This is a genomic window from Haliscomenobacter sp., assembly GCF_965225875.1.
Classification (GTDB): domain Bacteria; phylum Bacteroidota; class Bacteroidia; order Chitinophagales; family Saprospiraceae; genus Haliscomenobacter.
In genome coordinates this window covers 240,972-261,128 of the sequence record NZ_CBDDBS010000003.1, presented here as the reverse complement: position 1 = coordinate 261,128, position 20,157 = coordinate 240,972, and the positions used below count along the sequence as shown (strand labels likewise).

At 45.8% G+C, this 20,157-nt stretch carries 14 protein-coding genes and 1 pseudogene; 7 read left to right on the top strand and 8 right to left on the bottom strand.

Annotation, left to right across the window (positions count from 1 at the left end):
- The first annotated feature begins 117 nt into the window (after positions 1-117).
- The 5 genes from ACO08K_RS21580 (at position 118) to ACO08K_RS21560 (ending at position 6,728) form a co-directional block, all read left to right on the top strand.
- Positions 118-1,623 carry a sodium:solute symporter family transporter gene (locus ACO08K_RS21580; RefSeq protein WP_421798542.1) on the top strand — a complete coding sequence of 502 codons (1,506 nt, stop codon included), beginning with the start codon at positions 118-120 and terminating at the stop codon, positions 1,621-1,623.
- Positions 1,624-1,751: 128 nt separating this feature from the next.
- The gene (locus ACO08K_RS21575) at positions 1,752-2,417 is read left to right on the top strand and encodes a TetR/AcrR family transcriptional regulator (protein WP_421798541.1); all 666 of its coding nucleotides are present in this window, start codon (positions 1,752-1,754) and stop codon (positions 2,415-2,417) included.
- A gap of 66 nt (positions 2,418-2,483) precedes the next feature.
- Positions 2,484-3,821, top strand: coding sequence for a TolC family protein (locus ACO08K_RS21570; protein WP_421798540.1), 1,338 nt, complete (start codon positions 2,484-2,486; stop codon positions 3,819-3,821).
- Between the two features lie 155 nt (positions 3,822-3,976).
- Entirely contained in the window at positions 3,977-5,128 is a 1,152-nt protein-coding gene (locus ACO08K_RS21565; protein ID WP_421798539.1) for an HlyD family secretion protein, read from the top strand.
- Between the two features lie 22 nt (positions 5,129-5,150).
- On the top strand, positions 5,151-6,728 hold the full coding sequence (locus tag ACO08K_RS21560; RefSeq protein WP_421798538.1) for a DHA2 family efflux MFS transporter permease subunit: 1,578 nt from the start codon (positions 5,151-5,153) through the stop codon (positions 6,726-6,728).
- A 17-nt stretch (positions 6,729-6,745) separates the two neighbouring features.
- On the opposite strand, the gene ACO08K_RS21555 is transcribed toward ACO08K_RS21560, so the two are convergent.
- The 7 genes and pseudogenes from ACO08K_RS21555 to ACO08K_RS21525 all read right to left on the bottom strand — a co-directional run bounded on the left by ACO08K_RS21555 (position 6,746) and on the right by ACO08K_RS21525 (position 15,776).
- The gene (locus ACO08K_RS21555; protein ID WP_421798537.1) at positions 6,746-7,744 is read right to left on the bottom strand and encodes a class II fructose-bisphosphate aldolase; all 999 of its coding nucleotides are present in this window, start codon (positions 7,742-7,744) and stop codon (positions 6,746-6,748) included.
- A gap of 26 nt (positions 7,745-7,770) precedes the next feature.
- The gene (locus ACO08K_RS21550; RefSeq protein ID WP_421798536.1) at positions 7,771-9,240 is read right to left on the bottom strand and encodes an aldehyde dehydrogenase family protein; all 1,470 of its coding nucleotides are present in this window, start codon (positions 9,238-9,240) and stop codon (positions 7,771-7,773) included.
- 4 nt (positions 9,241-9,244) lie between these two features.
- Positions 9,245-10,291, bottom strand: coding sequence for an alcohol dehydrogenase catalytic domain-containing protein (locus tag ACO08K_RS21545; protein ID WP_421798535.1), 1,047 nt, complete (start codon positions 10,289-10,291; stop codon positions 9,245-9,247).
- Between the two features lie 203 nt (positions 10,292-10,494).
- On the bottom strand, positions 10,495-11,970 hold the full coding sequence (locus ACO08K_RS21540; RefSeq protein WP_421798534.1) for a CoA-acylating methylmalonate-semialdehyde dehydrogenase: 1,476 nt from the start codon (positions 11,968-11,970) through the stop codon (positions 10,495-10,497).
- Positions 11,967-12,419: a UTRA domain-containing protein gene (locus ACO08K_RS21535; protein WP_421800575.1), complete on the bottom strand. Its 453-nt coding sequence runs from the start codon at positions 12,417-12,419 to the stop codon at positions 11,967-11,969. Before ACO08K_RS21535 ends, ACO08K_RS21540 begins: the two co-directional genes overlap by 4 nt.
- Before the next feature lie 81 nt (positions 12,420-12,500).
- Positions 12,501-12,695 (bottom strand): annotated as a pseudogene (locus ACO08K_RS21530) (GntR family transcriptional regulator); the annotation flags it as partial.
- Positions 12,696-13,637: 942 nt separating this feature from the next.
- Positions 13,638-15,776, bottom strand: coding sequence for a sigma 54-interacting transcriptional regulator (locus ACO08K_RS21525; protein ID WP_421798533.1), 2,139 nt, complete (start codon positions 15,774-15,776; stop codon positions 13,638-13,640).
- 456 nt (positions 15,777-16,232) lie between these two features.
- On the opposite strand from ACO08K_RS21525, the gene ACO08K_RS21520 reads away from it, so the two are divergent.
- Entirely contained in the window at positions 16,233-18,584 is a 2,352-nt protein-coding gene (locus tag ACO08K_RS21520) for a TonB-dependent receptor (protein ID WP_421798532.1), read from the top strand.
- A 168-nt stretch (positions 18,585-18,752) separates the two neighbouring features.
- The gene (locus ACO08K_RS21515; protein ID WP_421798531.1) at positions 18,753-19,442 is read left to right on the top strand and encodes a Crp/Fnr family transcriptional regulator; all 690 of its coding nucleotides are present in this window, start codon (positions 18,753-18,755) and stop codon (positions 19,440-19,442) included.
- Positions 19,443-19,527: 85 nt separating this feature from the next.
- On the opposite strand, the gene ACO08K_RS21510 is transcribed toward ACO08K_RS21515, so the two are convergent.
- Positions 19,528-19,932 (bottom strand): STAS domain-containing protein, encoded by a 405-nt coding sequence (locus tag ACO08K_RS21510; RefSeq protein ID WP_421798530.1) that lies wholly within the window; start codon positions 19,930-19,932, stop codon positions 19,528-19,530.
- Positions 19,933-20,157 lie beyond the last annotated feature (225 nt).

Sequence of the window (20,157 nt, the reverse complement as noted above, 5' to 3'; positions counted from 1 at the left end):
ATTTTTTGCCCTACCTATTGAATACCTCCTCCCTTACCTTTCTTTGATTTGGAAAAGTCGGTAATCAGCCCAATAAAATTTAGACTTTATACGACTTGACCTAAAAAAATTGCCATTATGCACAATAGTTCCTGGTTTATGGCCACTGTTGGCCTATTGTTGGCTTACACTGCAGTCATTTTGTTCTTTGTGATTCGTGGGGCCATGCGCACCAAATCCATGGCCGATTATGCCGTTGGCCAAGGTTTTTCTCCTTATGCGGTTGGCTTGTCTTTGGCTACTGCTACGACCAGTGCAGCTACCTTTATCATCAATCCAGGGTTTATTTCCTTGTACGGCTGGAGCGCTTTTGTGGCCTTTGGTCTGTGCATGCCGGCAGGTTTATTTTTGTCCCAAATCATTTTGACCAAAAGTTTTCGACGCTATGGTAAAACGGTGAAGGCTTTGACCATGGCACAATGGATCGGCCAACGTTATGAAAGCAAAGGTTTTGCACTGTTTTTTGCTTTTTTGTCTTTGTTGTTGCTCAGCTTCATTGTGCTGATATGTGTGGGGCTTACCAAAGTATTGGCTCAGGCACTGGGGATGGGTGAATTCCAAGTGTTGGTTGGCATGGTGGTTTTTGTATTCAGCTACATGATGTTTGGTGGCGCCAATTCGATGGTATATACCAATACGGTGCAGGCTTTGATTAAGTTGTTGGTGGCGGTGATGTTGTTGTTTTCTGGGTATGAGCACCTGTCCAAAGGAGTCAATGATTTTTGGGCACAGTTGGGAGCGATATCACCAGCCTTGGCCCAGTTTCCCAACGCCAGCAGCCCGCTTTACCGCGATTTTTTTGAGATCGTCATTTGTAATTTTGTGATTGGGGTGGCCATTGTTTGTCAACCGCACCTCATCACCAAGTCGCTACTGCTGCGCGACGACAAAGATGTGAACCGCTACCTGTGGGTAGGTTCTTTGGCACAAATGACTTTTTTCCTGGTGGTTTTTGCAGGGTTTTATGCTCGTTTGATGTTCCCCGATTTGCAAATTGATGGGCAGCCCATCAAAATGGATGCTATTATGTCGGCTTATGTGGTGCGGGAGTTTCCGGTATGGGCGGGGTTGATTGTGATATTGGGACTGTTGAGCGCAGGGCTTTCTACTTTGGAGGCCTTGATTCAGGCATTGTCGACGACGGTAACTTCCGATATCATTAAACCGTTGTTTGGTCAATTTATTCCTAACGATCGGGCCTACATTTTTCTAAACAGGCTGGTGATTGTTGGTCTGGCCGCGGTGGCGATTACCGTTTCCTGGCAACAATTGCAACACCCCAATTTGAGCGTAGGCATTTTTGCGCAATTGGGGGTGTATGGCTTTTTTTCCACAGCCTTTATTCCGGTGCTATTTGGGATTTTTTTGAAGGATGTTCCCCGCTGGGTGGTGGTCATGGCGGCTTTGACGGCTTTTGTGCTGCATTTTGGGACATACTTTGGGGGAATCAGCCCGTATTTGCAAGGGACGGTAAGGAACCCGGCGGTGGCTTCGACGTTTGGGATTTTGGGGGCGCTAAGTGTGGGGTTGGTGGGGTATGCACTGAGTAAGAAAAAAAAGGCTGCGTTTTCGCATATTAATTAATGTCCTAAGTAATTATTTTTCAATTTATTAAAATAGGGTTATAAAGTTTTAAGCAAAAAAATTAATCAATCGATTGATTTTAATTAAACAAGTGATTAATTTTGCCCCACAATCTCAATTAAGTCATTATGCCCGGAAGGAAAAAAAGCCCTTCATTCGAAGAAACTACTGGAAATAGCCTGGACGCCCGGCAACGCTTACTGGAAACAGGAGCACGACTTTTTGCTGACCAGGGTTTTGAAGCCATTTCCACCCGGCAATTGGCCAAAGAAGCAGATGTCAACATTGCCATGATTGCCTACTATTTTGGCTCCAAGGAAGAATTGTTGAAGGCCATTTTTGCGGAAAAATTTCCTCAAATGCGCAGCCACCTGGAGCAATTGCAAAACCAGGATATCTCTCCCTGGGAAAAAATTTGCCTGGCCATTGATTTGTATATTGATCGTATTTTATCACAAAGTGCCATGACTAAATTGATTTTCCGCGAAATGTCTTTTTCACATCGGCCCCAGGTTAAAGAGTTCCTATTGGCAGGGCTGGAACGAAACTGGTCCATCCTTTATCAATTGGTCAATGAAGGCAAAGAACAAGGGATTTTCCGCGAGTCTGTCAATCCCCGGATGGTCTTTTTTACCTTTTTTTCCACCATTGCACAAATGGTCAACTCTCGCAGTATGGCCATGCATTTTCTCGGCATCAAAAACTGGGATGAAGTGCACACCCTTGAATTCCAGCAGATGGTGAAAAGTTACTTCAAAGAATTGTTTGGCGCTTATTTGATTCAAAGCACTTAAGCAAGCAGGTGGTTGTGGTAACCTACTTTGCTTCAATAAATTAATCAATCGTTTGAATAAAATTTGATGAAAGCACAACATTTAATCACCCTACTAGGCCTGTTGGTGTGCTCGGTTCTACTTGTACAGGGCCAGTCGACGAGTACTGTGCTCACTTTGGAAGAGGCAGTTCGATTGGGTTTGGCCCAAAGTAATCAGTTGAAGGTCAGCCAGGCGAAGCACGAGGTGATGCAAGCCAAGGTAAGCCAATACTGGAACGCAGCAGTCATCCCCAATGTAAGCTTGAACAGTGGCTACAGCCGCCTGAGCAACAACATTACGCCCTACACCGTAAGTTTTCCCAACGGAAACGGGGGCTACACTGAGCAAGCCCTTAACCCGCAAATTTTGAACCAGTTCACCAATCGCCTTTCGGTTCAGCAGATTTTGTACGCTGGCGGTCGTGGGATCAATTTTTTCCGTTCAGCCGAGCTGTTGGAAAAAGCCAGCGCCCTGGATGTAGAAAAGGATCGGATCGAAATTAAAAACACCATCATCGCGGCGGCACTGAACTTGTACAAGTTACAAACAGCTGCCCGGATTTTAGAGGAGAATCGCACTGTTTTACAGAGTCGACTCCGCAATGTTCAAAACTTCGTACAAAATGGCACTGCCCTGGAAAATGACCAATTCAAAGCAGAACTGGCTATCAATCAGGTGGAGAGCAACCTTGAAGAGTTGAAGAATGGCATTGCCACGGCTAAGTTCAATATGGCACTCATGTTGGGTTTGGACAAAAATGCGACTATAGAGTTGGATCAAAAAAGCCTTTTTGCCAGCAAAAACCTGCTGAGCCTGGACGCTTACCTGCAAACAGTGACAAAAAGACCGGACCTCAACGCGGCCACCTACCGCCAACAGGCCAGTGAAAAATCCCTGGCTATTGCAAAAGGGAGCTACTTACCATTGATCTCGATTGGTGCCAATTATTACGAAAACCGTCCCAATCAACGCATTTTTCCCCAGCAAGATGCTTTTAAAGGCACCTGGGATGCTGGCCTGACGCTGAGTTTTAACCTGTCCAATTTGTACACCAACAAGTTTCAGGTGCAGGAAGCCAAAGTCAATCTGGTGCAATCGGGTGTTCAAAAAGAGCTGTTGAGTGATGCCGCCCAAATGGAAATAGCGAGCAGCTACTATGCCCAGCAATCCGCACTGAATAAAATTGAACTGGCTGAAAAAGCCATCAAACAAAGTTTGGAAAATCAACGGATCACCAAGAATCAATTCGATGCGCAGGTCACCTCTTTGACCCAATTGCTGGAAGCAGATTTTCAGGTGATCCAATCCCAGTTGAACCTCGAAACGGCTAAAATTGAGGCAGAACTTGCCTATTGGAGGCTACAAAAAGCCATTGGTCAATAACATTATGAATGACGCAAAAAATTACTTCCCGATTTTTTTGAGGCTTTTGAATAGGAAGCTCATTTGAAATGAAGCATTCGACTTCCTATTCAAAACCCAAATCGGGAAGTTAATTTTTCTGCGTTACTAAAACAATCCAAAGCAAGGATAAAACCATGGAAAAGAAAAAAATAATCCGGTTTCTCATTTTGGGCACACTGCTCATTGTTGCGGTTGTGGTAGGTGCGAACAAAATAAGCTACATGTTGCACCACGAAGAAACCGAAAACTCTCAACTCGAAACCAATATTGTCCCCGTATTGCCCCGGGTAGGTGGCTGGGTAACGAAGGTATTGGTAAAAGACAATCAAGTCGTTCACATTGGCGACACCCTGGTCAAAATCGACGACCGCGATTTACAGATCAAGGTGCTACAAGCCGAAGCTGCGGTAAAAAATGCCGAGGCCAACCTCGCACTCATCGTGGCAAATGCAGGTACAGCACAAGCCAATGTCGGTACCAGTGACGCCAGTTTTCAGGCACAAAACGCAGGTATAGAAACGGCCTCCGCACAATATGCTACCGCTCAGGCCAATGTTGAATCGGCCAAAATTCGGGTTTGGAAAGCCACTCAAGACTTCAATCGCTACCAACAATTGTACAACCTGAAATCAGCGACCCAACAGCAGTTTGATGCGGCAAAAGCAGATAAAGAAACTGCCGAAGCAGCATTACACGCAGCTGAAAAGCAGGAAGATGCGGCAAAATCCCAGCTGGGTGTCAGTAAAAAACAAAGCCAAATCGGCAGCAGTCAAAAAAATGTAGCCCAAACCCAGGCCAGTGCAGCCCAACGGCAAATTGAAGTGGCCCGCACCCAGGTGGAACAAAAAAAGGCCGAGCTAGATTTGGCTAAATTGCAATTGAGCTATGTTGCAATAACAGCACCTTCCAATGGGCAAATCGCCAAGAAAAACATCCAGGTTGGCCAATTGGTCAACCCCGGTCAGCCTCTGATGAGCATTGTCGACAACACCAATGTTTGGGTAGTGGCCAATTTTAAAGAAACCCAGGTGGGCAAAATGCATGTCGGTGACAAAGTAACCATCAAGGTCGATGCTTATGGCAAAAAAGAAATTGAAGGCACCATCGAAAGTTTTGCGGGTGCAACCGGAGCACGGTTTAGCCTGCTTCCCCCAGATAATTCCACCGGTAACTTTGTAAAAGTGGTACAACGGATCCCAACCAAAATCACCATTCCAAACAGTGCCCTTACCGATATGCCCCTCAGAGCGGGCATGAGTGTAGATGTAGTGGTTCCGGTGAATTAACAAGCGATTAAAGCCTAGTGTTATGGCCGCAAAAGGTTTGGCAAAATTTGTCATCGTTCTGACCACAGTTTCGGCTGCGGTTATGGAACTTTTGGATACCTCTATCGTCAATGTTGCCTTGTTCAACATGGCTGGCGGTTTGGGTGTCAATATTGAGGATATGGCCTGGGTGATCACCTCATACGCCATAGCCAACGTCATCATCATTCCGCTAACTGGTTTTTTGAGTGAATACTTTGGCCGCAAGACGTATTACATCGGCTCCATGATCCTGTTTACGCTGGCCTCCTATATGTGTGGTGCCGCAGGCAGTTTGTGGTCTTTAGTGTTTTGGCGCTTTATCCAAGGTATTGGAGGTGGTGCCTTGTTGTCGACCTCACAGGCGATTCTTTTTGACGCATTCGAACCTCAGGACCGTGCCCTGGCTGGTGGATTATTCGGGATGGGGATCATTTTGGGACCCACCTTGGGGCCAACTGTTGGCGGGTGGGTGATTGAGCACCTGGATTGGCCCTGGATTTTCTACATCAATTTGCCCATTGGGTTGATTGCCACTATTTTGGCCTGGAATTTTATTGACAGATTACCAGGTGAAGGCAAAAATAAAGCCAATATTGAGATCGACTATTTAGGTATCGCTTTGCTTGCGGTGGGCATTGGCTCCCTGCAATACGTGTTGGAGCGCGGCGAAGCCGAAGACTGGTTTGCTTCCCCTTTGATCCGCATCCTGATTGTACCAGCGGTATTGGGATTGATTGGATTCATCTGGAGGGAGTTGTCGATACCCCATCCAGCGGTTAAATTGGGCGTGTTGAAAAACCGGACCTTGGCCATTACCAATATTTTTTCCTTTGTGGTGGGCATTGGGTTATTTACTTCGGTTTATGTTTTCCCGGTCATGGTGCAACGCATCAATGGGTTTAGCGCCATGGAAACAGGTTTAGCCATTTTATTTCCAACCTTGGTCGGGGTAATCATTTTTCCGGTTTTGGGTCGATTGATGTCCAAAGGTTTTCCACCCACTCCATTTATTGTAGTGGGCTGCATCATGTTTATTGCTTTTGGCTTATACGGAGGCACCATGACCGGTGAAGCCAACCGGGCGGATTTTTTCTATGTACTGGTATTGCGCACTTTTGGGATTTCGATGATGCAATTGCCTTTGATTAATCAGGCGGTAGCTGGTTTGGAGCCTAAGGATTATGCATCAGGAATTGCCATCAACAATATGATTCGGCAATTGGGCGGCGCCTTTGGGATTGCCCTGGCGAATAATTTTGTGGCTACCCATTTTGCCCAACATCGCAGCGACCTTATTGCCAATGTGCATTCGACCAATCCGGCAGTAACCGAACGGCTTAACCTGCTCACCCAAGGTTTGGCAGCTCGATCGGGAGATGTTGCAAAAGCAGGGGATCAAGCCTTATACTTACTCAATGCTGCAGTGAACAAACAAGCCTATTTGCTCAGTTATCTGGATACTTTTCGGATGATTTCGGTGTTTTTTATCGTCATTTTTCCATTGATCTTTTTTGTGAAAGGGAAAAAGAAAACTCAGGATTTGGAAGCAATTAAGAAGGCAGCGATGGAGGCGCATTAAAAGGAGTGGCGAGCAGGTTAAACTTGAAACTTGCTCGCCATCCCCTCCCCTCCCAACAACTTCATTCGCTCCACTACCATGGACACATACCGCTCCGACACAAACCCACTCACCCCATTATCCATCACCGTATTTTTCCAGTCGGGATGTTTCCGATCCAGTTTGTCCTCGTTTTCCAGGTAGTATTGCCGCGCGGCCATAGAACGCAGGTACAGTGACTCCGAAGACCAATTCACCTTGGTCACCCCACATTTGGCCGCAGCGCTTAGTTTCTCAGCAGACAATCCGGTAGAGCCATGTAGCGCAATGCCAATGTTCCGACCAGTCAACCTGTGCAACAAACGCACATTGTCTTCGATGGTTTTGGTTTGAAAACCTGAATAGCCATCATCTGAAGTAAAGCCGTGTTGAGTGCCCACCCCTGGTGCCCAAAGAGCAATTTTTCCAGGGTATTTTGCCTCTACCGCACCGATCAAACGCTCCGTTTCATCTGGTGGAGTAATTCGGTCATCTACCGCGGATTCCATTTCCAGGGTCACATCCACTCTTGCTTCTTCAGCGAATTGACACAATTGCAGCATGTGTCGGATGTTTTGATCTTCACTCATGTCTGAAGCGTCCAGAGAAATGGTGGAAGCGCAAAGTTTCAAGTTTTGACCATGCAGCCCCACCTCAATACCCTTAATGGCAGCCTGAAGTATACCAATTGTCTCTGGCCCTTTGATGTGGTCGGTATGATAAATAACCGGGATATGTCGATACCTTTCGCTGTTGGCCAGAACCATTAAATCGGCCAGATAGCGGGCCACCCCGAGGATAGGATCGCCAAAACCGTAACTGTGCCCTTTGATTTGCCAGAGGCTGGTTTCAATAATCACTGGCGCATCAGCCAAACGGGCGGCTTCCAGGCAGTCGGTCACCGCTGCGTGGCTATCGGCGTTGACGGCCAGAATGGCGTATTGTCGCTCAAAAGCATGGTTGAGGAGTTGGCGGGATTGGGTGGGTGAAAGGAGCATTATTTTGTTTTTTGATTCAAAGTCCTTTAGAAAGCGACTTTGATGTGTTTGGTTTTCAGGTACTCAAAAATGGCTTTGCGGGAAAGTTCCAGACCAAAGCCACTGTCTTTCCAACCTTCGTAAGGTGCATATGGCGTATTAACCGCGCCATTGTTGACGCAGACTGTGCCAGATTCAAGGGCTTGGCTTACTTTCATTGTAATTGCAAAATCACGGGTAAACAGGTACGCGCAAAGGCCATAGGCAGTGTCGTTGGCTTTTTGAATGGCTTCATCCAGCGTATCAAAGGTATCCAAGGGTACAACTGGCCCAAAAGTTTCTTCCCGCATCATCAACATATTGGAACTGACTTTGCTAAGCACAGTAGGCAAGTAATAATGCCCCTTTGGGTATTGTTCTCCTTCGGGCTTTTTCCCACCTTCATGCAATACTGCGCCCTTAGCCAGGGCATCAGCAACATGCAGTTCCACTTTTTGCAGCGTGGCAGCGGTAGTCATAGGCCCAAGGTCACAATTAGGTTCGGTCACACCATCACCGATGCTGAATTTTCGGGCTTTGGCGCAAATTTTTTCTAATAACTCGTCGTGAATCGATACGTGGGCATAAACCCGATTGACACTGCTGCAGGACTGCCCCATATTGCGAAAACCCTTGTAGGCAATGATTTCTGCAGCGAGATCCAAATCAGCGTCAGAACAAACGATCGCGGGGCAGTGTCCGCCCAATTCCAGGGATACTTTTTTGAGTTGTCGGGCTACCGCCTGCATAATTTTTTTGCCAGTTTCAGTCGAGCCCGTCATGGCAATTTTGGCTACATCGGGGTGTTCTATCAAAACAGCACCTACCTGCGCTCCACCCGTGATAACATTGATGACGCCAGCTGGGATTCCGCCCTCCGTCAAAGCCTGGCAAAATGCCCAGGGTGACAATGGAGTTACCTCGGTAGGTTTAACCACAACCGTACAACCCGTAGCCAGCGCAGGCCCCAATTTCCAGCTCAACAAACTGACCGGGTAATTCCAGGGCGTTATCAGGCCACATACACCGACTGGTTGATAGGTCACCCAGGAATATAAGTTGCTTTTTTCGGTAGGGTTGACGAAACCTTCTACACGCACTGCTTCAGCGGCATAATAATCCAATAAATCACAAGAAGAGATGACCTCACTGCGACTTTGGGTAAAGGGTTTGCCTTGCTCCAAAGCCATCAAAGCACCAATCCGATCCGCCTGGGAGCGCACGTAAGCGCTGGCCTGGCGCATGATTTTCTCTCGATCCTGGGCAGGCAGTGCGGACCAGCTTTTGAACGCCTGTTTAGCGCTTTGTACAGCTGTGTTTACATCGCCAGGGCTTGCTACCGCCACTTCAGCAATCAGATCGCCGTTGGCCGGGGAATAAATAGGGTGCAATTCATCGTTGGAGGCAGGCACGACCTGCCCATCGATAAAAAGTCCCCATTCTTTTCCTACTAAAGCATCGATTGTATTTTGGTTCATGGGTTTACAATTGAGGATTAATGCATACTTTGAGGGCTTCGCCGGATTCCATCATGGTAAAAGATTCGTGGATGCGCTCCAGGGGCAATTCGTGGGTAATGAAACGATCAGCAGGAAAACGGCCACTTTGAATCAAGTGATAAGCCGTCCGAAAGTCACTGATTTTTTCAGAGTAGGAGCCACTGACCATTAATTCTTTGTAGTGCAAATGATTGGTATTCAACAGTGCGGTAGGATTGGATTTGGGTAAGCCACCAAAAAACTCCACCCTAGCCCCCTTCCCAGCAATTTCCAGTGCATCGGCTTGGGCCAGGGCGCTGCTCACCGCGACAATGACTACATCAAAACCATCTCCTTCGGTAAGCTCTAAAGCCTCGGCTAGATGAGTGCCTTCCTGATTGCTCAAGACGGTACCATCGATGTCAAAACGGGTCATCATATCCAGGCGCTTCTGATTGATGTCGAACAGATGTACCGATTGAGCGCCCTGAAGGCGCGCCAATACCGCGTGCATGGCTCCAATCGGGCCTGCACCAATAACGGCCACCCGATCTTGCAAACCAATGCCCAGGTGGGTATGGGCGTTGGTTACACAACCCAATGGTTCAGCCAGACTCATTTGTTGGGAGCTTTGGTCGGTGGTCACTTTAAAGAGGCTACCACGTTGTACTGCCCGAGCTGGTACCTTCACGTAGGGCGCAAAGGCACCATCGTAGTGGTAAGACATGGTGGTACGACTGATGCACAGGTTTTCGCGCCCGGCCCGGCAATATTTGCACTCGCCACAGGAGAGAACAATGTACATGACTACCCGGTCACCAACCTGGACATTGGCAAAAGGATTGCGGGATTCGATGACTTTGCCGCAAAACTCGTGGCCTAAAACGCGGGGTGGAGTGATCTTTTTATCGCCATTGCGGTAAGTGCGTAGGTCGGTTCCGCAGACGCTGCATGCCTCAATTTCGAGGAGGATTTCGCCTTCGGCGAGGCTGGGGTCGGGGATGTTTTCGACGCGGAGGTCTTCTTTACCGTGGTAGGTGGCTGCTTTCATCTTGTTTGTTTTTTTCCATGGATATCCCTTCCCACGGATATCGCTCCCACAGATATCAGACCCACGGATAAATCCATGGGTTGGGGCGGTGGGGTGGCCTCCCACGGATAAATCCGTGGGTTGGCGGGTAACGCAGGATTTTTTATTTAAGCTTAGGGGTTGATTTTTTTACTCAGAATGGGTAACCGCGAGGGTTACCCCTCCTAGCTCATCCAGTTCTGGGAGGCGGAGGCGGTCCATTTGGTGGTGATTTTTTTGAGTTTGGTCCAAAAGCGGACACCGTCCATGCCGGTGATGTCGCCGTGGCCAAATTTGGAGTCGTTCCAGCCACCGAAGGAGAAGGGTTCGCGGGGAACCGGGACTCCGATGTTGATGCCGACCATACTCGAGTTCGCCCTCTCACTAAAATAACGGGCTACGGCACCAGAACTGGTGTAAATGGCGGCGGCATTGCCGTAGGGATTGTTGTTTTCGATGGCAATGGCTTCATCCAGGGTTTGGGTGCGGATGATGGAGAGAACCGGGCCAAAAATTTCATCACAGGCACACTCAGCTCCAGGAGGAACCCCTTCGATCAGGGTTGGACCTACGTAGGTACCAGCCTCTTTACCTTTTACCGTGGCGCCTCGACCATCCACTAAAATTTTGTAACCGGCCGCTTCAGCTCTGTTGATATAGCCTTCAATCCGTTCTTTGGCAGCAGCACTAATTACGGCACCTAGCTCCTCTCCTACTTTGATTTTTTTAGCCTCTTCCACAATTCGATCCAGGATGGTTCCGGTATCTCCAACTAAAATGAGTACACTTGCCGCCATACAGCGTTGGCCAGCGCAACCCATGGCCGAGGCCACTACATTTTTAGCGGTGATTTCGGGGTCAGCATCCGGGACGACTACCAGGTGGTTTTTGGCACCGCCCAATGCCAGTGCTCTTTTACCCAAATTGGCAGCACGCTGATACACCATTCGCGCCACTTTGGTAGAACCTACAAAACTCAGGGCGGTGATACCAGGGTGGTCGATGAGGTACTCGCTTGTTTCGCGGGTGCCGTGTACTACATTAAAAACTCCGGGTGGCAAGCCAGCTTCGGTGAACAGCTCCGCCAAACGGACTGCAGTAAGGGGCACCAATTCAGAAGGTTTGAGGATAAAAGTGTTGCCGCAGCCAATGGCAATTGGGATTGTCCACATAGGCACCATAGCCGGAAAGTTGAAGGGTACAATCGACAAAACCGTTCCCAGAGGATACCGTTCGTATTGGCAACTCACCCCGGTGCTGACTTCCAAAAGGCCTTGATCCCAAATTTGGGGCAAAGCGCAGGCAAACTCCAATACTTCTATACCCTTATCTATTTCAGCTTTGGCTTCGGTCCAGGTTTTGCCGTTTTCGGCCTGAATCAAATCTGCCAATTCCGCATGATGTCTCTCAAGCAAGGTTTTAAAGCGAAAAAGAACTTGAACTCTTTCTTTTAAAGGGGTGCTTGACCAGGCTTTGAATGCAGTATTGGCATTTTCCACCACCTGATCGATGGTTGATGAAGTTGCGATGGGCACTCCTCCCAAATGAGAACCATCCAATGGAGAAAATACTTCGAGGGTGGGTTCCCCGACAGGAATCCATTCATGACCGGATGTGTAATGACCACGAATTTGGGGTACGGGAATGGGTTTGCTGCTCATATGGACTGATTTATTAAGCCACTTGTATTGCCTAACGCATACTTTTCGGTGTTGCAGTAAAGGATGCTGTACAAATTGAGGTGACTGCGGTTACTGTGGTATTTTCGACTGATTTTTAGTAAAGGGCTATTGAGTTCAAGATCCAAATGTTGGGCCATTAAAGGGCTAGCCGTCACTGCCCAGATTTGTTGTTCCATGCCTACAACTTCCAGTTGGTATTCCTTAGCTAAAAAGTCAAAAAAAGATTGATTGAGTTTAAAGCGACGGACAAAATTGGGTAAATTTAGATTGGGCACAAAGGTCAGTTCATACATCACGGGGCGCCCTTCCACTGCACGTACCCTAGCGAAATGGATACAGGCCGCTGCTTTTTCTAGTTCGCTCAATTCAAAATGAAAGTCTTCAGGCCAGGAGGAATAACTTGGCTCTTGTACGGACAAGGTTGACATTTTCGTTTTGTCAACCATTGCTGAAAAACCGTGGAAGGAAAGTAAGTTTAAGGATCGGCTTTTGGATTTGACAATGCTACCTTTGCCTTTTTGCTTGGTAATGTATCCTTCTGTTTCTAATTGGCTTAAGGCTTGCCTAACTGTTGATCTTGATAGGTTTGCAGCGGCACATAGGTCATTTTCAGATGGCAAAATACTCCCGATTGGATATACATCTGCCAGGATTTCCTTTTTAAGTCGTAGGTACAAAAGTTGATATTGTGTACTGCTTTCCATACGATTCGTTTGTTCGCATAGCAAAGCTACAAAATTCAACTTGTACGTACAAGTTTAGTTTGAAATAAAAAAAAGAGGCTGTCAAAGACCTACAAGACAACCTCATAAGAAAATGTGAACCTTATAAATAAACTAAAATGCGTCCTTTAATCATGGCAATTTGATATCCGCAAGAGGTGATAGATCTACAAAAGAACCATCCACATTCCCATACAACTTTGGTCGAGAGGAAAACAATGGTTCTAATGTGATCCAAAAGATGTACCTATTAAATACCTGTTACGGATTATCGGTTAGAACATGAATTGTCAAATTGGATTGAACCTAGTAAGTGAAAGAACTTCCACCACGTACCTAAAAAATACGTGGTGGAGTTACATGCAATTACATAGTGTTCTGAAATGCCCTCTTTTGGCATCGTTTTTGCTCATGGATAACCATGGCGAGTGTTCAGTGTCAATAACAATACAGTATTACAGTTCTGTTGGCTACCACCGGTTATACATCAAGGCGGCTAGTAGTAACTGTACATTTTTACCTATTTGTAGATTTTGCATTTAACATCCTCTCTTTCCAAAAGGTATTGTGCACAGCACATCTAGCAATTGCAACAATTGGTAGTGCCCCTATTGAGGGTTGTGAAAATGTGGTTTTGAGATTAGCGACACTAACTAACCTTTACGTTGACCACATAATAAGGTTAGTTAAGCAATGTCTCCAATACCTAGGAAAGTGATTATTTGATTCTAATGGCACCATTAAGTGAATGATACACTACATGTTATATTACAATCCCCGTGCCAAATCTTTTTTTATTTTTATTTAATTGAAAATCAGTTTTTTACAACAAAAAAAGCAACATCGCAGTGATGTTGCTTTTTCCTAAATAAAAGAAAATGATTACATGAAAGAAATTTCACTTTGTATGCCTCAAAAAATTATTTATTCGTGAATCCCCAATTTTGCCATTTTTGAAAACAATGTTTTATCATTCAGTCCCAGCAATCGGGCCGCACCTGATGGGCCACTGACTCTGCCTTGGGTCTTTTTAAGCGCGTTCAGGATATGTTCACGTTGGATTTCCTCCAGGGATTTGAAATGGCCATTGCCGTTGCCTTCGAAATTTAGTTTTTCTTTGGCCTTAAATGGGATGGCATCAAAATTCAATACATCCTGGTGACTCAGGATGACCGAACGCTCGATGATGTTTTCTAATTCCCGAATGTTGCCGGGAAAGGAATATGCTTCCAATATTTCGAATACCCTTCGGGGGATTTTTTCGATGTTTTTACCGGTCTTGATGGAGAATTTCTTCACAAAATGCCGGATCAACAAAGCAATGTCTTCTTTTCTTTCCCGCAGGGGAATGTTGTGGATGGGGAAAACACTGATTCGATAAAAAAGGTCTTGCCGGAATTTCCCTTCCTGGACCATTTGCTCCAGATTACGGTTGGTTGCAGCAATGACCCGTACGTCACAATGTAAGGTTTCGGAGCCGCCTACCCGTTCAAACTCCCCTTCTTGCAATACCCGAAGGAGTTTCGTTTGTAATTCCAACGGCATTTCACCAATCTCATCTAAAAAAATGGTACTGCGGTGGGCCAGCTCAAACCTTCCAGCTTTTCGCTGGATTGCTCCGGTAAAAGCACCTTTTTCGTGCCCAAACAATTCACTCTCAATCAAGTTTTCAGGCAATGCGGCGCAGTTTACCTTGATCATTTGCCTTTTGCTTCGGTTGCTGTTGTTGTGGATAGCCCTGGCCAGCAATTCTTTCCCTGTACCAGTTTCTCCAGTAATCAAAACTGTAGCATCCGTATTGGCTACCTTGTGAACCTGCTGCAAAACAGCCTTGTAAGATTCACTGGTTGTAATGATGTTATTAAAATTGTACTCAACTTCTATCTCACTTTGCAAGTAGCTATTTTCTAATTCAAGTCGCGCTTTCAATGCTGAGATTTCATCAAAAGCCTGTCGCAATTCCGCTTCAGCTTTTCTGATTTCACTCAAATCTCTTACATACTTACAGATAAAAGCATCTCCTTGAAACTCTACAAAGTTGGCCAAAACCTGGGCGGGGAACAAGGAGCCATCTTTGCATTTTTTATTGCGCTCCAGAACCAAAGATTTGCTTTCCTTCAAGAGTGCAAATACGTTGCTCCAACCAATTTCCCGCACGTCAGGAACCAAATCTTCAATGTGTAAATGAGTGATTTCTTCCTCCGTATAGCCCATTCGGGTACAAAATGCCTGGTTGGAATAACGAACCCTTCCGTCTTCTTTCACCCAATAGATCATTTCGGAAGCATTGTCAATCAAATACTTTGTCAATTCAAGCGGTTGTGCGATTTCTTTTTCCTGGGTAATGTCCTGTATCGCTCCGTATATCTTGTAAGTAACCCCTTCTTTAGCCAGTGGATAAATATAAAGGCGCAGATGTTTGGTTCCTTTCGTTTTGCTGACAATCGTAAAATCGGCTTGAGCAGGTATACCTTCTCGAATGGAATGATCTGTGATTCTATCGAGATTATCAAGGTCTTCTTCGGGAAGGTATTGTTTAATCAATTGGCGAAAATTATCTCTGGTCACCGGAAGTGTTGACCTGCTGATGCCCAACACCCGATAAAATTCTTCAGTGGTAATCAATTCATCCGCAACCAAATCCAATTCGTAGGAGCCAATTTTGGTCATACTGGTCACCAATTCCAACATATCCTTGTAGCGGGTGAGTTCCAGCAGGTTTTTGACAATCCCCACACAAACTTTTTCCTCACCGATGTCCACCAATACTGCGGTCATTTTGATGGGGTAAAGTTTTCCATCAGCGGTAATGTGATCCGATTCGATATCGGATGACCCTGTAACTTCCAGCGATTTCCAAATCTTTTTCCACTCCATCAAGTTGATGTGTGGGTTAATTTGGAAAATGGATCTCCCTTTTAATTCCTCCTGAGAGTAGCCTAATTCTTTTGAAAACAGGGTATTAACCCCCAAAATTCGCCCATCTGAAGCCAACCATACCGCAGCTGCTTGTAGCAATTCAGAGGCGTTCAAATAAACCTCTAGCATTTTAGATTCATTCATAGAAATGATGCTTAATGGATAGATGAAACAAATACCCAAAACAAATTTTTCCGCTGTGTGCAATTGACATACTCAAGCCACTAAACTTGCTTGCTTAAAGCAGGTCTTTGAACACACAACAAGGTTCACATTTTTTGTAAAAAAGCAAGATTACCACATGGTATAGAGCCGGGGGAATTCTGGCTCAGTGCTCTCACAGCTGTTTATAGATCAGTGATTAAAAACTTCATCCTGACGAGACGTTCAAAAGTAGATAATTTTTTCAAAAAAGTAAGGCATCCTACGTTTTTTTTCTGATATTTCAGCAAAATTAACAATTGTATATTCTATTGCCGTCTTCAGATCAACACATTCCATTTTCCTATATTTAATCCTCTTTTAGCTTCCTCTTTTTTTTTCGTTGCAGTCCTGTATATTTGGCCCGCGGAGTTGTTCTCCGCCAAAATCTGGAGCTACATGAGAAGCATTACTACCTTTAAAGTTTTATTATTTTTCAGCTGTATCCTAATAAATTTCAGTTTAGTTCAAGCTCAAAATCCTCAGCAAACCCTACGGGGGCAGGTATTTGATGCAGTGGCGCAAAAAGCCCTTGCGGGCGCTACCGTACTTTTGGAAGGAAGTACAAACGGTACCAGCACGGATGAGCAAGGAAAATTCCGCTTTGAAAACCTCCCGGTAGGAAGATACCGTTTGCGGATTTCCTATGTGGGTTACGATACCCTGGTCGTTCCTGAGGTACTACTTGAAGCCGGGCGTGAAACTGTTTTGCAATTGCCCCTCCATATTGCTTACACCACTTTAAGTGAGCTCAGCATCACCGCTGCACCACTGGAAATTGAGTCCCTCAACCCATCGGTACGCAGCATCAGTAATGAAACGACTTTGCGTTTCCCCGGAGTATTTTTCGATCCAGCACGTACGGCCAGTGCGTTCCCCGGGGTAGTCAATACCAATGACCAGGCCAATTTTTTGTCCGTACGCGGCAACACCCCTAATGCCAATCTCTGGCGTTTGGAAGGAGTGGACATTCTCAACCCCAATCACACCCCCAATGCGGGTTCACAAAGTGATTTACCTACCTTTACCGGCGGAGGGGTCAATATGTTGAGCACTCAGATGCTAGGCAATTCGGCATTTTTGTCAGGAGATTATGCTGCTGGTTATGGCAATGCCCTTGGGGGGATTTTTGACATGCGCCTGCGTACCGGAAACAATGAGCAACAAGAATATACTTTACAAGCAAGCTTATTGGGCTTAGATGTTGCTGCTGAAGGCCCGATTGGCAAAGCCGGGGGAGCCTCCTATCTGGTCAATGCCCGTTATTCCACCCTTGGCTTGTTGAGTGATTTGGGTGTGGATGTAGGTGGCGAAGTGATTGGGTTTAAGGACTTGGCGGTCAATCTGGTTTTTCCATTTGCGAAAGGAGGAAAATTCACTTTGTTCGGTATGGCAGGTAACAGCTCCAATGTCTTTACCGGGGATCGCGACTCTACCACCTGGGAATTTGATAAAGATCGGCAGGATATTGATTTTGAATCTTCGACCCAGGTTTTGGGGGGTACTTTCCGTTTGCCTACGGGTAAAAAAGGCATGTGGCATACCGCATTCGCTTATTCCAGCTACAAAAGCACCCGTCTTTCGACTTATTTTACCGGAGTTGGACCCACTTTGGAAGACCAAATCAGTCAATCCCGACGTAGTTTAAACTCTTACTGGTACATCAAGCCCAATCCTCGGCAAACCATCAAAGCCGGGGTCATCTACAATGGTGGAGAATTGATTCAGCCCTATACTTCTACGAAGCTGGATTTTGGCAATCTGGAGTGGGAACTTGGACTGCACTACATCAAATTGATCAATGTTGTCGCGTTGGAAGATGGCAAAATCAGTAACCTGGAGCCTCGCCTGAATCTGGCCTATCGCCTGGATGCCAATAAAAAACTCACCTTGTCTTTTGGGGCCTTTAGCCAAAAGCCAATCTTGCCGCTTTATGGTGGTGAACAAATGCCAACTGCCCTCGTTAGAAGTCAGCAAAGCAGCATTGGCATTCAAATTCAAACCAGCCCATCCACGAGTGTAGAAGTGCAAGCTTACTACCAAAAACAAAAAAATGTAGCCGTACTCCCCTACTCTTTCCAAACTTTGTCCAGTAATTTTAGCAATGAACGGGTTCCGGTTTTGCTCAGCGATTTTAACAGCACCGAAACCATTAATGTGGATGGTGAAGCCCGGAATTATGGTTTGGAACTCAACCTACGTCGCTACCTGGAAAAGGGATTCTACTTCCTGGCCAACAGCTCCATTTATCAATCAGAATACCGCAACAACAGCAGTGCTTATTTGCAAACTTTTGGCAACAACGATTGGCGTGACAGCCATTTCAATGGCAAGTTTGTGTTCAACACCACTGCCGGTAAGGAATGGCGTAAGGAACGCAAAGTGGGCAAGGTCAAACTCTGGGGCTTGAATGGCCGGGTAGTTGTGATGGGTAATTTGCGCCAAACCCCCATTGATGCCACCCTATCCCAAAGTGAAGGCATCACCGTCCCTCTCTTTACCAGTCTGAGCGGCAATGAACGAGTTGATCCTGCGTTTTCTTTAAAAAGCAGTACTTATTTCCGTTTGGATACTCGTTTGTATTTCAAATGGAATACGGCTGGCCGGAACAACACCTTTGCCCTGGACATTCAAAATGCCAGCAACCAGGAAAACGCCGGATTCTTCTATTATGACCACCTTCAAAAACAGATTTTGGAGAAAAAGCAGTTAGGAATCATTCCGATTCTGAGTTATCGGGTAGAATTCTAAAAACATTTAGCATCAAAAAAACGGCGTATACCGCCGAAGTTCCGTAGTCTGGCATTCAGTGCTTTAAAGAAGCGAACAATTTATTTGCTTGCATTATTTACTCTTTAGTCTTAATACTGCTCTAAGGCTTAAGTAACATTTAGCTAGCAATAAAACTAATTCAAGCCAATGACAACGACGCGGGAAACATCAGCGCTGGCTTTCTTAAGGCAAATTCCCTTTTTGGGAACACTTCCTCATTCCGACCTGACTGAATTGGCGATGCTTTGCCAGTCGGAACAAATCCAACGCAATAGTCCCATTTACCACAAAGGGGACACATCAAGCCATTTGTTTTTATTGTTGCGCGGTTCAGTGAAGATTTGCTCCTTTTCTGAAGATGGCCGGGAAATCATCAAAGAAATGCTGGGGCCTGTCACATTATTTGGTGACCTGGGCATAGTGGGTGAAAAAGAACGGCAGGAAAATGCTTTTACGATGCAAGACGATGTTCAATTGTTGCGCATTCCCAATGAAGCTTTCCGTAAATTGATTCGCAAACACACCGCATTGTCGATGGACATTGTGGACTGGCTAGGCAGCAGGCTACGGCGTACCGAGGCCCGTTTGGAGGCATTGATGTTTAAAGACGCCCGCGAAAGAATTATTGATTTTTTGAAAGATTCTGCAGAACACCAAGGGAAAAAGATCGGGTTTGAATTGCTGATAAAGCACAGCATGACCCAGCAAGACATAGCAAATTATACTGGAACCTCCAGGCAAACGGTTACTTCCGTTTTGAATGAATTGCGCAAGTCCAACCTCATTTACTTCAATCGCAGAAGTATTCTGATCAGGGACTTGGAGCGCTTGGGGTAAGGTTAAAATTCTAGGAATCAAGATTGGTCCTGGTCACTTCGACTTAGCTCAGTGACCAAGACCGATCTTGATTCCTGGGACTTATTTATTCATCCTCGTCTCCCTCATCCCCTTCATCTCCGTCTGCTTCGAGTTCTCGTTGCAACTCCTCCATGAAGACGTATTCAACCGCCTCTGCCTTGGTAGGAACCATCGACAAAACAGAGTCAAGGCGAGAGATTTCGAATAACTTTTTAACTGCTGCCTGTTCGATACCTGTCAAAACGAAGCTGCCATTGGTCTTCATCAGTCGGTCGGCTGTCAGAATGGCACTCAAACCTGAAGAATCGACATACTTGACTTTAGAAAGGTCAAAAATTAAATTATTTACACCTTCATTGTGCAGAATAACAATTTCCGACTTCAAGTCTGGAGCAACAACTGAATTCAGGTTCTCCTCCTCCAACTGAAAAACCGTATAACGGTCTTGTTTATCAACTGAATATTTCATGTGCTTAGGGTAGTTGATCTATTTTCCGGGCAAATATAAGCATTACCTCTGAAAGCATCAGCCGTTATTTGGAATTTATCCAAAAGCAGGGCCATAAATAAAAGTTTCGCTTGCTGCTTACAAGTTTTTAAACCAGATTCCTTCCTTTGCTGTTAGCATGTTAATGTTTCTGAATTTTGCATTTTGTCCTAAAGAGAATTTGTTTTTTAGTTCAAATAGGATTAA